Source organism: Herbaspirillum sp. NPDC087042, assembly GCF_044745245.1.
Taxonomy (GTDB): Bacteria; Pseudomonadota; Gammaproteobacteria; order Burkholderiales; family Burkholderiaceae_D; genus Herbaspirillum.
In genome coordinates, this window is sequence record NZ_JBIUZW010000017.1 from 37,957 (window position 1) to 52,051 (window position 14,095).

Genomic DNA, 14,095 nt, shown 5'->3' on the forward strand with positions numbered 1-14,095 from the left:
TTCGACACGGTGGATCTTGCCGCCGCGGGTGGTGACGATGCCCTTGTAACGCTCGATCATCGCCGGCACTTGCTCGCTTTGGTCCGGGTGGACGATAAATACGATTTCATAGTGACGCATGTAGACTCCTTATGGACTTATTGAGACGCCCACCCCGGCGTCAAGACGGGTGTGGGAAGAGGAAAACCAGCGATCATACTAGGTTTTGGGCATGACGGCAACGTTCTGCTGCACTTCCCTTCACTTCCTGCAGCCCCTCTGCGACAAATACCTCCTCGCCCGCATGACGGCCTCTTATATATAGGTCGAAAAATCCAGCGATTCCACGCCATGGATGCAGCGCCGATGCAGATTCCCGCATGTTGCCGTTGACACATGGAATGGTGCTGTATAAAAATACAGACTGTTCATACAAACAGCCCTCCACACCGGAAGGCCAACCTCATGCTCAAACTGACCGCGCGCCAGGAACAGATCCTGAACCTGATCAAGAACGCCATCGAGAACACCGGCTTCCCTCCCACGCGCGCCGAGATCGCGGCCGAGCTGGGCTTCCGCTCCGCCAATGCCGCCGAGGAACACCTGCAGGCACTGGCCCGCAAGGGCGCCATCGAGATCTCCCCCGGCACCTCGCGCGGCATCCGGCTGCGTGACTCCGGCACCGGCGCCACGATGGCGGGCCGCCAGATGGCCCTGCCCCACCCGACCCTGATGCAGCTGAGCCTCCCCCTGATCGGACGGGTCGCCGCCGGCTCCCCCATCCTGGCCCAGGAACACGTGGAAAAGACCTACCAGGTCGATCCCGCCATGTTCTCCGGCAAGCCGGACTACCTGCTCAAGGTGCGCGGCATGTCCATGCGCGACGCCGGCATCCTCGACGGCGACCTGCTGGCCGTACGCAAGACCGACCAGGTCCGCAACGGCCAGATCGTGGTGGCCCGACTGGCCGACGACGTCACCGTCAAGCGCTACCAGAAGAGCGGCGCCGTCATCACCCTGTTCCCGGAGAACCCGGAGTTCGAGCCCATCATCGTCAAGCCAGACGAAGACCAGTTCGCCCTGGAGGGCTTGGCGGTGGGCCTGTTGCGCAGCTGGAACTAGGTCAGCAACAGCCCGAACCGGACGTCATTTCCCGCAAGCACAAAAAACCTTCACTAAAAACGAAGGTTTTTTTGCTTTCTGTTTCTGCCTTCGCGATGTCGGCACTACGCATATCATGCCTGCTGGATAGCTATGCCCGGCGCCACCGATGCGCCCAACCACCAGGATCTTATCGATGTCCACGCGCAAGAGCAGCAACAAGCACGCCCTCCCTGCCCAGAAGGCCCAACCGGCCACCAAGGTCTCGCAGCCGGCAGCGCCCAAGTACAACCTGCAGGATCTACTGGAAATCCGCAAATGCCTGGATCTCCTCGACGACCGCAAGTCCGACGAGGCCAAGGCGCTCTGCATGTCGGTCCTGGCGCGCAACCCCACCCTGGTGTTCGCCAATCACGCCCGTGGACTGGTGGCGATGCAGGAAAGCAAGTTCGCCGAAGGTGAGCACTACCTGCTCAAGGCGATCGAGGCCGATCCGGACAATGCAGACTACCTGGGCAACCTGGCCACCTGCGTACTGAGCCAGGACCGCATCGACGAATCCATCAAACTGTTCGAGCGCGCCATCGCCGTCGACGGCGAAAACCGTGCCGCGCGCGTCGGCCTGGCCAATGCCCTGCACCAGAAGAATGATCCCGAAGCCTCCATCGCCTATTTCCAGGACGCGGTGCGGCGCGAACCTGATGCACCCGGCCCACTCTCGCACCTGGGGCGCGCACTGATCGATGCCAAGCGCTACGAAGAAGCGGTGGCCACCATCCTGAAATCACTTGAACTGCAGATCACCTTCGCCCCCTCGCACACCGCCCTGGGCGAAGCCTTCCATGCCATGGAGATGTACAAGGAAGCGGTCGAATCCCACAAGACAGCCATCCTGCTGGATCCACAGGACACCTACGCCCACAACAAGATCGCCGACACCTACCTGAAGCTCAAGCAGGTGGACGAGGCGCACGAGCACTTGATGCGCATCATCGAGATCGCGCCCAAGGATCCCAACGGTTACGTCAAGCTGGGCGCGAGCTACTTCACGGCCAAGGATGACTTTGAGGCATCCATGGCCATGTTCCGCCGCGCACTGGAGGTCGACCCGAAATACGCATTAACGTACAACAACATCGGCGCCGTCCAGCACGATCACGGCGAAACCCACGAAGCGGTGGCGAATTTCCGCACGGCGCTTGAGTTGCGCCCCAACTACCCCACCGCAAAGCACAACCTGGCACTGAGCCTGCTATTGCACGGCGAATTCAAGGAAGGCTGGGAGTGCCACGAAAGCCGACTGATTACGCGCGAACGCTCCCACGTCTACCGCGTCATCCACAAGCTGTTCGAGGTCATCCCGAAGTGGGATGGCAAGTCCTCGCTGGCGGGCAAGTACATCCTGCTGATGCACGAGCAAGGCTTCGGCGACAGCATCCAGTTCCTGCGCTATGCCCGCAAGGTCATGGAAATGGGCGCCCGCGTGGCGGTTCACGTCAAGAACCCGCTGTATCGACTGTTCCAGTCCTTCACCCCCGAGGTGACCCTGATTCGCGAAAGCGACCCCCTGCCGCCAGCCGACTGCTCCTATGTATTGATGAGCCTGCCCTACGCCACGGGCATGGAACGGGTGGAGGACATTCCCACCTACCCCAGCTACCTGGCCGCCGACGCGCTCCTGGCCGCCACCTGGCGCGAGAAGATTGGCGCCCTGAGCAAGTCGCCCCAGCACCTGCGGGTGGGCATCGTCTGGGGCGGCAACCCGGAGCACGGCAATGACCGCCATCGTTCCATCCCCCTGGACCGGGTCAAGCAGCTGTTCACGCTGCCCAAGATCGAATTCTATTCATTGCAAAAGGGCAAGCCGCTGGAAGGCCTCAAAGACCTCCCGCCCGAGATGGTGGTCCACGACCTCGGCAGCGCCTGCGAAGACTTTGCCGATACGGCCGCGGCAATCAGCAACCTGGATCTGGTCATCAGCGTGGATACCTCGGTAGTCCACCTGGCCGGGGCCATGGGGCATCCGACCTGGGTCCTGCTCCCTCACGTACCTGACTGGCGCTGGCTCAACGATCGCGAGGACTCGCCCTGGTACCCGAGCATGCGCCTGTTCCGCCAGCCCGCGATCCAGGATTGGGACTCGGTCATGCAGCGCGTTGCCCAGGAATTAATTGCCTTGCAACAAAAGAAGGCCTAGACCATCCAAATTGCCACCCAGAAAACCGCCCGTACAGGGCGGTTTTCTTTTGGCAACTGAAATTGCCTGACCACAACGTAAAAAACCCTAAAGTTTTTCGGAATACCGTCGAAAAAGGATTTGCTTGGATTTTAAAAGCACGTAGTTTTAGTTCGGAAAGCCTTGAAAAAGATTTTTTGCCCAAAGCCCTAAACTTTTTCCAAGACTGCCCGATAAAGCAATCAACAGAGGTTGAAACGCCTGAGGCTCATGGGTAGAAGACCAAAGTTAAGCACTGAAACTCGGATCATCGGTCTCAAATCTTAGGAGAATTAACATGGCATCAATCATTAATACCAATATTGCGTCGATTGACACCCAGCGCAATTTGAACATGTCGCAGGCGTCCCTGCAGACCTCGATCCAGCGCCTGTCCTCTGGTCTGCGCGTCAACAGCGCAAAGGACGACGCCGCCGGTCTGGCCATCGCCACCCGCATGGACTCCCAAGTCCGCGGCCTGGCAGTGGCACAACGTAACGCCAACGACGGTATCTCGATGGCGCAAACCGCTGAAGGCGCTCTGTCGACCGTGAACGACAACCTGCAGCGTATGCGTGAACTGGCAGTGCAAGCTTCCAACGGCACCAACAGCGCACAAGACCGCAAGACCCTCAACGACGAATACACCCAGCTGTCGCAGGAAGTGTTCCGCGTCCTGAACGGCACCAGCTTCAACGGCCAAAACCTGTTCACCGGTGTCGGCCAAGGTGCTTCGGCTGGTACCGGCTCGGATTCGGCTAACGTCTCGGCAGCTCTGACCCTGTCCTTCCAGGTCGGCGCCAACGTCGTGAACAACAAGCTGAACGACCAGATCACCCTGACCCTGGACGACCTGTCGAACAACTCGACCATCGCCAACGTCATCGGCACCAGCGCCAAGGGCCTGATCGGTCTGGGCGACACCTCCGGCGTGAGCACCGCACAAGCGACCTACACCTCGGCACAAGCTGCCCTGGACAACCTGTTCGCTACCGGTTCCTCGCTGTCGGCTACCGCCCTGGCCTCGTCGGCTGTGACCCTGCAAGCCGCCGTTGACAGCGCCAAGCTGCAACTGGATGCCGCTGTTGCACAACCGTCGGCACAAAGCGATGCACAAAAGGCCATCCAGAACCTGGATCTGGCGATCAACCTGATCTCCTCCAAGCGCTCCGAGTTCGGTGCCGTGCAGAACCGCTTCACCGCCGTCATCAGCAACTTGCAAGTGTCGAGCGAAAACATCACCGCATCCAAGAGCCGTATCATGGACACGGATTACGCGTCGGAAACTGCAAACCTGACCCGTGCTCAGATCCTGCAACAAGCTGGTACCGCGATGCTGTCGCAGGCGAACTCCTCGCCTCAGTCGGTCCTGTCTCTGTTGAAATAAGACCAATAGCTAGGTAGGATGACGTGCGGAGGATACGCAATATTCTCCGCACGTTTTTTTAAGCAAGGGAGTAGGACCATGTCGATTGCACCACTGAACTCCACAAGCGCGGCCGATTCCAGCATTAACTATCCGCCCGCACAAGCTGCCGCCAATCCGAATCCGGTCGCGCCTGCTGTTGCTCCTGCAGCTTCCGCCTCGACGACAACGACCAGCGATGCACCCAAGCCGACCGACAAGCAGGTCGACCATGCTGTGAGCAAGCTCAATGACTTCGCTGCAGCCAATGCATCCTCGCTCAGCTTCGCCAAGGATGATACTTCCGGCAAGATGGTCATCAAGATCATGGATACCGAAACAAACACCCTGATCCGCCAGATCCCCAGCCAGGAAGCCATCAATATTGCGCAGTCGATCGACAAGCTGCAAGGTTTGCTGCTCAAGGAAAAGGCCTGAGTCTGGTACGAACTGCAGTGATCGACAAAAAAACATGCCTCTTCGCCCTGCGGCAGGTTGCATGATAGGATCGGTTACCTCAGTTCATAACGGATTTAACTAGTTATCTGCACAGCGTCCTTCGCCGCCGACGCCGTACTTGAGAGTTGCTCTCCTGTTGACTGCGCCAGCGAAGCCTACCGCGCTGTGCACCAAGCGAAACATCAGGAGTGAATCATGGCGACTTCCACCGGCACCATTACCACCTCAGCAGGCCCCCTCGACGTCAACACGCTCGTCAGTAACCTGATGCAGGCCGAGAGCGCTCAGGACCTGACTCCGCTGACCAACCAGGCCAGCAGCTACAACGCACTCGTTTCCGCCTATGGCACCTTGAAGAGCGCACTGAGTACCTATCAGAGCGCCATCCAGGGCATGACCACGGCCAGCTTCAGCTCCCAGAAAAGCTCGGTCTCCAATGCCGGCACGGGCAGCAACCTGACCAGCAATCCCTTCACGGCCACCATCAACAGCGACTCGTCGACCCAGATCCTGGCCCAGAAGATCCAATCGGCCGGCGTTGCCAGCGGCACCACGTTCAACGCGGGCGACTCCATCGCCATCAAGGTCGGCAGCGGCTCACCCACCTTCGTCACGCTCAAGGCAAATTCGACCATCGCCGGCGTGCGCGACGCCATCAATGCCGCCAATGCGGGCGTGACGGCTTCGGTCGTGACCGATGGCAGCGGCGACCACCTGGTACTGGAATCCAACACCGGCGGCACCGCCAATACGATCAAGGTGTCGGCCAACAATACCCTGTCCGGATTCGCCTACGACCCCTCCAGCTCGACCCCCAGCACCGTGACCCAGATCCAGGCGCCGCGCGATGCGACCTCTGCCGCCTCGGGCAACTATGCGGTGTCGATCTCGCAACTGGCGCAAACGGCGAAACTGAGCTCGGCGGGCATTGCCCCCGGAACCACGTTCGACAACGGCCTGCTGGCCATCAAGACCGGCACCGGCTCGACCGCGGTGATCCAGCCCGCCACCAATACCCTGGCCGGCGTGCGTGACGCCATCAACGCCAGCAGCGCCGGCGTGAATGCCACCATCGTCAGCGATGGCACCAATGATCACCTCGTCATCACCGCCAAGGACAGCGGCGCGGCCAACACCATCAAGATCACCGGCACCGGCAGCTATTCGGTGTTCAGCAGCGACCCCAGCGGTACCACGATCTCGCCCAATGTCTCGACCTCCCAGACCTATGCCAGTGGCACCCTGAGCCTGAAGGTCGGCGATACGACGGTCGCGATCAACCCCACCGCCAACGGCAGCGGCACCATCGACCTGACGCAGGTGATGAGCGCCATCAACGGCGCCAACGCCGGTGTGACGGCCTCGATCACCAATGACGGCACCAATAATCACCTGGTGCTCACGCCGACCGGTAGCAGCGCCACCAGCGCGGTGGCACTGACCGGCACGGGCGACTATTCCGGCCTGACCATGGCCGGCATGGGCCAGATGATCAAGGCCCAGGATGCCAAGCTGTCCATCGACGGCGTGACCGTCACCAGCCCCAGCAACCAGGTTGAGAATGTCATCTCCGGTGTCACACTGAATTTGACCAGTGTGACCAATTCCTCGGATAACCTGACCCTCAACATCTCCAACGATACCTCGGGCCTGACCACCGCGGCCAATACCTTCGTATCGGCCTATAACACGCTGGAAAAGGCCATCTCCAGCCTGACCGCGCAAACGCCGTCGACCACGCTGGGACAGTCGACCAATTCGTCCCCGCTGGCCAGCGAGTCGTCGGTGCAGACCATCGTCGACCAGTTGCGCAACACCCTGTTTGCGACGGTCAATGGCGGCAACGGCATCAGCTCTCTGTCCGATATCGGCATTTCCTTCCAGAAAGATGGCACCCTGGCACTGGACGCGACCAAGCTGTCGACCGCCGCCTCCAGCAACTTCGCCGGCATTGCCAATCTGTTCACTGCAACCGATGCGGATACGACCAACACCACGTCGGCCAACAATGGTATCGTCACGAAACTGCAGACGCTGATGACGAGCCTGCTGAGCGATACCGGCCTGATCGCCACCAAGACCAATGGTCTGCAGACCAGCCTGAAGCTCAACCAGGCCCAGCAAACTGCAGTTCAGACGCGCCTGACCGCCATGCAAGATGCCTACACCAACCAGTTCAACCAGCTGAACACGACCCTGTCGAGCATGCAGGCCACGCAAAGCTACCTGACGCAACAGCTGGCCAACCTGCCCAAGACCAGCTAAGACTCAACCCGCGAACACAGGAGAATGTGATGTTCGGAACCATGAAACGTGGCGCCAACGCCTATGCCAACATCGGCATGGAAACCGGCGTGCTGGCCGCCAATCCGCACAAGCTCATCACGATGCTGTTCGACGGCGCGCTGGTCGCCATTGCCATGGGCAAGAAGCACATGGCCGATGGCGACATCCGCAGCAAGGGCAAGTCGATCACCCATGCCATCCTGATCATCGACAATGGCCTGCGAGCCAGCCTGAACAAAAACGTCGGCGGCGAGCTGGCCCTGAACCTCGACTCCCTATACGAGTACATGAGCCGCCGCCTGTTCCAGGCCAACGCCACCAATGACCCGGCCATCCTGGACGAAGTCCACGGGCTGCTCACCGACATCCGCTCGGCCTGGGAGCAAATCAATCCCAACGGCACACCCGGCGTGGCACCACAAGTGCCGGCAGCCTACGAGGACGCCGTTTCGCCAACCCGCCTTGCAAAGGTGTAATCAGACATGAACGGTGATGACGTCATCGCCATCTACGAGTCGATTTCGCTATTGACCGACCAGATGCTGGGTGCCGCACATGCGGCCGACTGGGAACTGCTGGCCACGCTGGAGAACCAGTGCGGCCAGCACATTGCGAACCTGCGCATCTGCGAGGAAAACATCGCCCTGACCCAGGTGCAACGCGACCGGAAGGTCGTCTTCATCACCAAGATCCTGGAAGACGATCGCGACATCCGCAACCTGACCGAACCCGGCCTGCGCAAGCTGTCGGCGCTCATCCAAAGCAATCACACCGAACGCAAACTGCTCAACACCTACGGCATAGGTAGCTGATCATGTTGCCGCGGGCAGATATCGCCACGGCTGTACAGCCCGTCAATCCAGTCGATCCGGCCACTGCCGTCGTTTCAGTCGCCGATGCCAAGCAGGAAGCCTTCAGCCGCCTGGCCCAGATCGCCGTGGGCCAGCAGTTGGCCGGACGCATCCTCTCCACCTTCGATGACGGCACCTTCCTGGTGCGCATTGCCAATACGGCCGCGCGCATGGTGCTGCCGCCCAATGCCCGCACTGGCGACTCGCTGGTCCTGACCCTGGTCTCCAAGGACCCGCGTCCGACCTTCGCCGTCAAGGAAGACAGCATTGGCCAGGATAGCGAGAGCAGCTCAGTTGCCCTGAGTACGGCGGGCCGGGCGATGCAGAAAGACCTGAAGTCGCTGCAGTTCGTCACCCGTGACGAAAGCGGCGCCGGACAGATCGCCGAGCACGAGGAAGCCCTGCTCGATGCCCAGGCCAAGGGAGCCCAGTCCGGTCAGGCCGGCACCGCCACCAGCACACCCACCACCCTGAGCAATGCCGCCAAGCTGATCAACAGCCTGCTGCAGGCGTCCCAGCAGGGCGACATGGCCGATCACGTCAGCGCGACCACACCACTGCTGGCCCGGGCTGGCGCACCGACCGACCAGGTCGCAAACGCCTTGCAGAATGCCATCACCTACAGCGGCGTCTTCTACGAATCCCATGTCTCTGCCTGGGCCGCCGGGCAGCGCTCCGCCGAAGATCTGATGAAGGAACCGCAGGCCCAGGTCGCCGCCCAGAAAGGCGGTGACATCAACCTGCTCAGTACCGATGACCCGACCCAGAACCAGCTGGGGCAGATCATCAACCTGCAGCTCAACGCCCTGGAGCAGCAACGCGTGCTCTGGCACGGCGAGGTCTGGCCTGGCCAGAAGATGGAATGGGAAATCAACCAGGAAGACGGCAACGACAAGCCCAAGACACCAGGCGAAGCGCAGGAGCCACCCAGCTGGCACAGCGTGGTGCGCTTCAACTTCGCCCACCTGGGCAGCGTGAGCGCCTCCATTCGCCTGATCGGCCAGCAGATCCATGTGCAGGTCAAGGCCGATAACGAAGCCGCCACCGCCGCCCTGCGCACCAACACTCCGATGTTCGCCGATGCCATGGCAGCGGCTGGCACCTCCCTGGACTCCCTGATCGTCAAGCAAGCCGATGGAGAAATCTAACATTGCAATGCAGAATGCGGTCGCGCTGGCCTACAACGCCAACCAGGCCGCTCCCCAAGTCGTGGCCAAGGGCCGTGGCCTGGTGGCCGAAGCCATCATCGCCCGCGCCCGCGAGAGCGGGGTCTATGTACACGAATCCAAGGAGCTGGTATCACTGCTGATGCAGGTGGAGCTGGACCAGCAAATCCCCCCTGCCCTGTACCGCACCGTGGCCGAATTACTGGCCTGGCTATATCGTATTGAAAATATGCAATTAGGGCAGTCGGTGATGTATGATACGAGGTTAAATTATTCCAATAATCCCTCTGGGGAAAGCGATCCCACTCGCTGAATTTCAGACGTACAAGACGCACAGATGGCTAATTACGACGAGATCGACGACGACAGCCCATACCGGGTTCATTCACGGAGGGAGATCATTTCCCTGCTGACCAGCATGATGGAGAAAAACCAGCTGCTGAGCCTGCTGATCAAGGGCGGATCGGAATCGGTCATCACCTCCATTCTCGAAGTGGATGACGACGATGGCGCCATGATCATCGACGCCGCGCCCAGCGCCATGCTCAACGACAGTATCGTCTCCAGCAAGCGCATCAACTTCGAAGCGATCTACAACAGCATCCGCATCACCTTCGCCGTCGACGGCGCGAGCCAGGTCGAATACCAGAACCGCCCCGCCCTGCGCGTGGCGCTGCCGGACAGCCTGGTGCGCCTGCAACGCCGCGAATACTTCCGCATCCCCACGCCGATCGCCAAGCCGCTGCGCTGCACCTTCCGCATCACGCAAGCGGATGGCTCGTTCATCACCGTGGTCACGCTGCTCAACAACATCAGCGCCGGCGGCGTGGGCATTACCGACGAAAAGAAGGTCCTGCCCACCACCCAGGGCACGATCTATGAAGACTGCCAGCTGGAACTGGGCGATAGCACCCTGGTGTCGGTCAAGCTGCAGGTGCGCGACTGCAAGGAATTCAAAATGACCACCGGCAAGACGGTCAACCGCTTCGGTTGCCAGTTCGTCGACATTCCGCGCACCGTGCTGGCCGCCATCCAGCGCTTCATCACCAAGCTGGAACGCGAACAGAATGCCAAGGCCTCCGGCATGATGTGACGCCGGCAGGCAAGCGAACAACAAAACACCCCAGGAACCGGCGACCGGTTGCTGGGGTGTTTTTTTTGCTCCTCCCGAGCACGACGGCCGGGAGAATGAATACGCCCGCCTACACCTGCATCGTCATGATGTCCCGGTAGGCCGACACCAGCTTGTTGCGCACCTGGATGCTGGTCTGGAAGGAGATGCTGGCCTTTTGCGAGGCAATCATCACGTCCGACAGGTTCACACTATCATCGCCCATGGCGAAGGCCTGGGACATTTTTGCAGCCTGCTGCTGGGAATCGTTGACCTGGTTGATCGCGCCCTTGAGCACATCGGCAAAATCCACGCGCGGCGCCGCTTTCTCGGCAGCAACATCATTCTGAACCGGGTCCACAATGCCCTGGGCACGTGCCGCCGCAGCCTTGAGCTGGGCCACCATCGCCTCGATCTTGCTGGTATCAATCACGCTGTCGATCGCCATTTCTCATCCCTTGATTGCCATATTTCAGAACCTGCCGGCGCGTAGCACGTACTACCGCCATCTACAGCAGCACCTTAACACCATTGCATTGACAAATCGCACCAATAAGCGGGGAAATTGCCATTCTGTTCGGGCGATCAAATTCCCAACTCCAAAGGACAATCCACACTGAGCAAAAAACCTCTTAAGGGTAGGCAAGCAGTGAACAAAGTCATTATCAAGCTGGCAATCGCAGGGCTGCCAGAGGGGAAATCATGGCGGTAGCAGCCGACGGCACAATGACCGGCGACACCAACAACCAGACCGAGAACAGCAATCTCGAGGGTCTGCCCCAGGCGCAACCCGCCCCGGGCGGCGTGGTTGGCTATGCCCGCTCGCCACAGGGCCGGCGCATCCTGCTCATCATTGCCGCTGCCGCGACCATTGCCGTGATGGTGGGTATCTGGCTGTGGAGCCAGAAGGTCGAGTACCGGGTCCTGTTCTCCAACTTCAATGACCGCGACGGTGGTGCCATTGTGGCCTCGTTGCAGCAGATGAACGTGCCCTACAAGTATTCCGAAGGCGGCTCGGCCATCCTGGTGCCGGAGAACATGGTGCATGACGCCCGCCTGAAACTGGCGGCGCAAGGCCTGCCCAAGGGCGGCAATGTCGGCTTCGAGCTGATGGAAAACCAGAAGCTGGGCATTTCCCAGTTCCTCGAACAAGTCAATTTCCAGCGCGCACTCGAAGGTGAGCTGGCGCGCTCGGTGCAATCGCTGTCCTCGGTGCAGACTGCCCGCGTCCACCTGGCCCTGCCCAAGGCATCCGTCTTCGTGCGCGACCAGCAAAAGCCGACCGCCTCGGTCGTGCTGGCCCTGTACCCCGGCCGCTACCTGGATCAGCAACAGGTCAGCGCCATCGTCCACCTGGTCGCCAGCAGCGTGCCTGAGCTCTCGCCCAAGGCCGTGACCATCGTCGACCAGAACGGCAACCTGCTCTCCGACACCACCAAGCAGGCGCAGACCAATACCCTGGATCCGACCCAGCTGAAGTACGTGCAGGACATGCAGCAGGACATCATCAAGCGCGTCGAATCCATCATCGCCCCCATCGTGGGCAATGGCAACGTGCGCGCCGAAGCCACCGCCGATGTCGATTTCTCGCGCTCCGAGCAGGCATCGGAGGCCTACAAGCCCAACCAGGCCAAGGACACCGCCGCGGTGCGCAGCAAGCAGAGCAGCGAGGCCAACAATTCGTCCTCGGGAACCTCTGGCGTGCCGGGCGCCTTGACCAACCAGCCGCCGGCGCCGGCCACGGCACAGATCGTCAATCCGGCGGCCGCCAATGGCGCCGCCAACCAGGCAGCCACACCCAATGGCGCAGCGCCCTCGCCTACTGCCAGCGGCAACTCGCGCAAGGATGAGACCGTCAACTACGAGGTCGACAAGACCGTGCGCTACACCCAGCAACCGATGGGTGGCGTGCGTCGCCTGACCGTGGCCGTGGTGGTGAACTACAAGCGCACCATCGACAATACCGGCAAGATCGTGATGCGTCCGCTCACCGAGGCCGAGCGCAACCAGATCACCGATCTGGTCAAGGAGGCGATGGGCTACAACAAGGATCGCGGCGACTCGCTCAACGTGGTCAACACCCAGTTCAGCACCGACCTGGAACCGGAAGTGCCGCTGTGGAAGCAACCGGGCATGATCGACCTGGCCAAGGAAGCGGGCAAGTACATCCTGCTGGCTGCCGTGCTGCTGTTCATCTACTTCCGCGTGCTGCGCCCCATCATCTGGAAGCTGTCGGGTCGCGAAGAACGCGAACGCCTGGCCAAGGAAAAGGCCGAGGCCGAAGCCGCCGCCGTTGCCGCCGCAGTCGCCGCCGGCTTCGATCCGGACGATCCGGATGCCATCGTCAACCTCTCCGGCGAGCCCGAGGTCGACGAACGCGCCGCCTACAAGGCCAATCTCGAAACCGCCAAGCAGTGGGCCAAGAATGATCCCAAGCTGGTGGCAAGCATCATCAAGTCATGGGTGAACAATGAGTAACGACGGCGTTCAGAAAGGTGCCATCCTGATGCTCGCCCTGGGCGAGGATGAAGCGGCCGAGGTGATGAAGTATCTGGGTCCGAAGGAAGTCCAGAAGCTGGGCGCGGCCATGTCGGCCCTGCGCAATGTCAGCTTCGAGGAAATCAATGAAGTGCTGGAAGCCTTCGTCGCCGAGACCGGCCAGGCCTCTTCGCTGGGCCTGGATTCGGACGAGTACATCCGCAGCGTGCTGACCAAGGCCCTGGGCGACGACAAGGCCACCTCCCTGCTCAACCGCATCCTGGGTGGTCGCGACGCCTCCGGCATCGAAAGCCTCAAGTGGATGGACGCGCAGTCCGTGGCAGAGCTCATCCGCAACGAACACCCGCAGATCATCGCCACCATCCTGGTCCACCTGGAGCGCGACCACGCCTGCGGTATCATCAACAATTTCACGGAACGTTTGCGCAACGACGTCATCCTTCGTATTGCAACCCTGGACGGCGTGCAGCCGGCCGCGTTGCGCGAACTCAATGACGTGTTGACCAAGCTGCTGACCGGCAACGAAAGCCTGAAGAAGCAACAGATGGGCGGTATCCGTACCGCGGCCGAGATCCTCAACTTCATGTCGGGCGAGAACGAGACCGCGGTGATGAACAACCTGCGTTCCTACGACGAGGACATGGCGCAGAAGATCATGGACGAGATGTTCGTCTTCGAGAACATCATCGACATCGACGGCCGCGGCATCCAGCTGCTGCTGCGCGAAGTCCAGTCCGAGTCGCTGATCGTGGCCCTGAAGGGTGCCTCGCAAGGCCTGCGCGACAAGATCTTCGCCAACATGTCTCAGCGCGCGGCCGAGATGATGAAGGAAGACCTGGAATCCAAGGGACCGGTGCGCCTGTCCGAAGTCGATGCGCAACAGAAGGCCATCCTGCAGATCGTGCGCCGCCTGGCCGACGAAGGCCAGATCGTGCTCGGCGCCAAGGGCGAGGACGCGTTCGTCTGATGCGCTTGACGCCCATCGTGCAGTTTGCTGTCGGCATGCCGGCCTGAGGAGTCAAA

14 protein-coding genes are annotated in these 14,095 nt (G+C 60.8%); 12 read left to right on the forward strand and 2 right to left on the reverse strand.

Annotation, left to right across the window (positions count from 1 at the left end; genetic code table 11):
- Positions 1 to 120, reverse strand: a 120-nt coding sequence (locus ACIPHN_RS20920) for a 30S ribosomal protein S6 (RefSeq protein WP_400439852.1), incomplete at its 3' end; no start/stop codon positions are given.
- Between the two features lie 324 nt (positions 121 to 444).
- Between ACIPHN_RS20920 and lexA the strand changes: the two genes are divergently transcribed.
- The 10 genes from lexA to ACIPHN_RS20970 all read left to right on the forward strand — a co-directional run bounded on the left by lexA (position 445) and on the right by ACIPHN_RS20970 (position 10,555).
- The gene (gene lexA, locus ACIPHN_RS20925; protein ID WP_400439612.1) at positions 445 to 1,101 is read left to right on the forward strand and encodes a transcriptional repressor LexA; all 657 of its coding nucleotides are present in this window, start codon (positions 445 to 447) and stop codon (positions 1,099 to 1,101) included.
- A gap of 175 nt (positions 1,102 to 1,276) precedes the next feature.
- Entirely contained in the window at positions 1,277 to 3,277 is a 2,001-nt protein-coding gene (locus tag ACIPHN_RS20930) for a tetratricopeptide repeat protein (protein WP_400439615.1), read from the forward strand.
- A 316-nt stretch (positions 3,278 to 3,593) separates the two neighbouring features.
- Positions 3,594 to 4,682, forward strand: a complete 1,089-nt coding sequence (locus ACIPHN_RS20935; protein WP_400439618.1) for a flagellin — start codon at positions 3,594 to 3,596, stop codon at positions 4,680 to 4,682.
- Between the two features lie 78 nt (positions 4,683 to 4,760).
- A complete protein-coding gene (locus ACIPHN_RS20940) occupies positions 4,761 to 5,138 on the forward strand; it encodes a flagellar protein FlaG (RefSeq protein WP_400439621.1) in 378 nt (125 codons plus the stop codon).
- A 216-nt stretch (positions 5,139 to 5,354) separates the two neighbouring features.
- Positions 5,355 to 7,424 carry a flagellar filament capping protein FliD gene (fliD, locus tag ACIPHN_RS20945; protein ID WP_400439624.1) on the forward strand — a complete coding sequence of 690 codons (2,070 nt, stop codon included), beginning with the start codon at positions 5,355 to 5,357 and terminating at the stop codon, positions 7,422 to 7,424.
- 29 nt (positions 7,425 to 7,453) lie between these two features.
- Positions 7,454 to 7,921 carry a flagellar export chaperone FliS gene (gene fliS / locus ACIPHN_RS20950; protein ID WP_400439627.1) on the forward strand — a complete coding sequence of 156 codons (468 nt, stop codon included), beginning with the start codon at positions 7,454 to 7,456 and terminating at the stop codon, positions 7,919 to 7,921.
- Between the two features lie 6 nt (positions 7,922 to 7,927).
- Complete coding sequence (locus tag ACIPHN_RS20955) at positions 7,928 to 8,257, forward strand: flagellar protein FliT (RefSeq protein ID WP_400439630.1); 330 nt, start codon at positions 7,928 to 7,930, stop codon at positions 8,255 to 8,257.
- A 2-nt stretch (positions 8,258 to 8,259) separates the two neighbouring features.
- Positions 8,260 to 9,444 (forward strand): flagellar hook-length control protein FliK, encoded by a 1,185-nt coding sequence (locus ACIPHN_RS20960; RefSeq protein ID WP_400439632.1) that lies wholly within the window; start codon positions 8,260 to 8,262, stop codon positions 9,442 to 9,444.
- Positions 9,431 to 9,775: an EscU/YscU/HrcU family type III secretion system export apparatus switch protein gene (locus ACIPHN_RS20965; protein WP_400439635.1), complete on the forward strand. Its 345-nt coding sequence runs from the start codon at positions 9,431 to 9,433 to the stop codon at positions 9,773 to 9,775. Before ACIPHN_RS20960 ends, ACIPHN_RS20965 begins: the two co-directional genes overlap by 14 nt.
- Positions 9,776 to 9,799: 24 nt before the next feature.
- On the forward strand, positions 9,800 to 10,555 hold the full coding sequence (locus ACIPHN_RS20970) for a flagellar brake protein (protein WP_400439638.1): 756 nt from the start codon (positions 9,800 to 9,802) through the stop codon (positions 10,553 to 10,555).
- Positions 10,556 to 10,664: 109 nt separating this feature from the next.
- On the opposite strand, the gene fliE is transcribed toward ACIPHN_RS20970, so the two are convergent.
- Positions 10,665 to 11,021: a flagellar hook-basal body complex protein FliE gene (gene fliE, locus ACIPHN_RS20975; RefSeq protein WP_400439641.1), complete on the reverse strand. Its 357-nt coding sequence runs from the start codon at positions 11,019 to 11,021 to the stop codon at positions 10,665 to 10,667.
- 254 nt (positions 11,022 to 11,275) lie between these two features.
- Here fliE and fliF point away from each other — a divergent pair, with 254 nt between their 5' ends.
- On the forward strand, positions 11,276 to 13,051 hold the full coding sequence (fliF, locus tag ACIPHN_RS20980) for a flagellar basal-body MS-ring/collar protein FliF (RefSeq protein WP_400439645.1): 1,776 nt from the start codon (positions 11,276 to 11,278) through the stop codon (positions 13,049 to 13,051).
- On the forward strand, positions 13,044 to 14,039 hold the full coding sequence (gene fliG / locus ACIPHN_RS20985; protein WP_034338562.1) for a flagellar motor switch protein FliG: 996 nt from the start codon (positions 13,044 to 13,046) through the stop codon (positions 14,037 to 14,039). Before fliF ends, fliG begins: the two co-directional genes overlap by 8 nt.
- The last annotated feature ends 56 nt before the right edge of the window (positions 14,040 to 14,095 follow it).

What these genes read in the sequence shown, in the direction of transcription:
- ACIPHN_RS20960 (WP_400439632.1), top strand. Translation starts at nt 8,260, where the DNA reads ATGTTGCCGCGGGCAGATATCGCCACGGCTGTACAGCCCGTCAATCCA.
- ACIPHN_RS20965 (WP_400439635.1), top strand. Translation starts at nt 9,431, where the DNA reads ATGGAGAAATCTAACATTGCAATGCAGAATGCGGTCGCGCTGGCCTAC.
- fliF (WP_400439645.1), top strand. Translation starts at nt 11,276, where the DNA reads ATGGCGGTAGCAGCCGACGGCACAATGACCGGCGACACCAACAACCAG.
- ACIPHN_RS20940 (WP_400439621.1), top strand. Translation starts at nt 4,761, where the DNA reads ATGTCGATTGCACCACTGAACTCCACAAGCGCGGCCGATTCCAGCATT.
- fliS (WP_400439627.1), top strand. Translation starts at nt 7,454, where the DNA reads ATGTTCGGAACCATGAAACGTGGCGCCAACGCCTATGCCAACATCGGC.
- ACIPHN_RS20970 (WP_400439638.1), top strand. Translation starts at nt 9,800, where the DNA reads ATGGCTAATTACGACGAGATCGACGACGACAGCCCATACCGGGTTCAT.
- fliE (WP_400439641.1), bottom strand. Translation starts at nt 11,021, where the DNA reads ATGGCGATCGACAGCGTGATTGATACCAGCAAGATCGAGGCGATGGTG.
- ACIPHN_RS20955 (WP_400439630.1), top strand. Translation starts at nt 7,928, where the DNA reads ATGAACGGTGATGACGTCATCGCCATCTACGAGTCGATTTCGCTATTG.
- fliD (WP_400439624.1), top strand. Translation starts at nt 5,355, where the DNA reads ATGGCGACTTCCACCGGCACCATTACCACCTCAGCAGGCCCCCTCGAC.
- lexA (WP_400439612.1), top strand. Translation starts at nt 445, where the DNA reads ATGCTCAAACTGACCGCGCGCCAGGAACAGATCCTGAACCTGATCAAG.
- ACIPHN_RS20930 (WP_400439615.1), top strand. Translation starts at nt 1,277, where the DNA reads ATGTCCACGCGCAAGAGCAGCAACAAGCACGCCCTCCCTGCCCAGAAG.
- fliG (WP_034338562.1), top strand. Translation starts at nt 13,044, where the DNA reads ATGAGTAACGACGGCGTTCAGAAAGGTGCCATCCTGATGCTCGCCCTG.
- ACIPHN_RS20935 (WP_400439618.1), top strand. Translation starts at nt 3,594, where the DNA reads ATGGCATCAATCATTAATACCAATATTGCGTCGATTGACACCCAGCGC.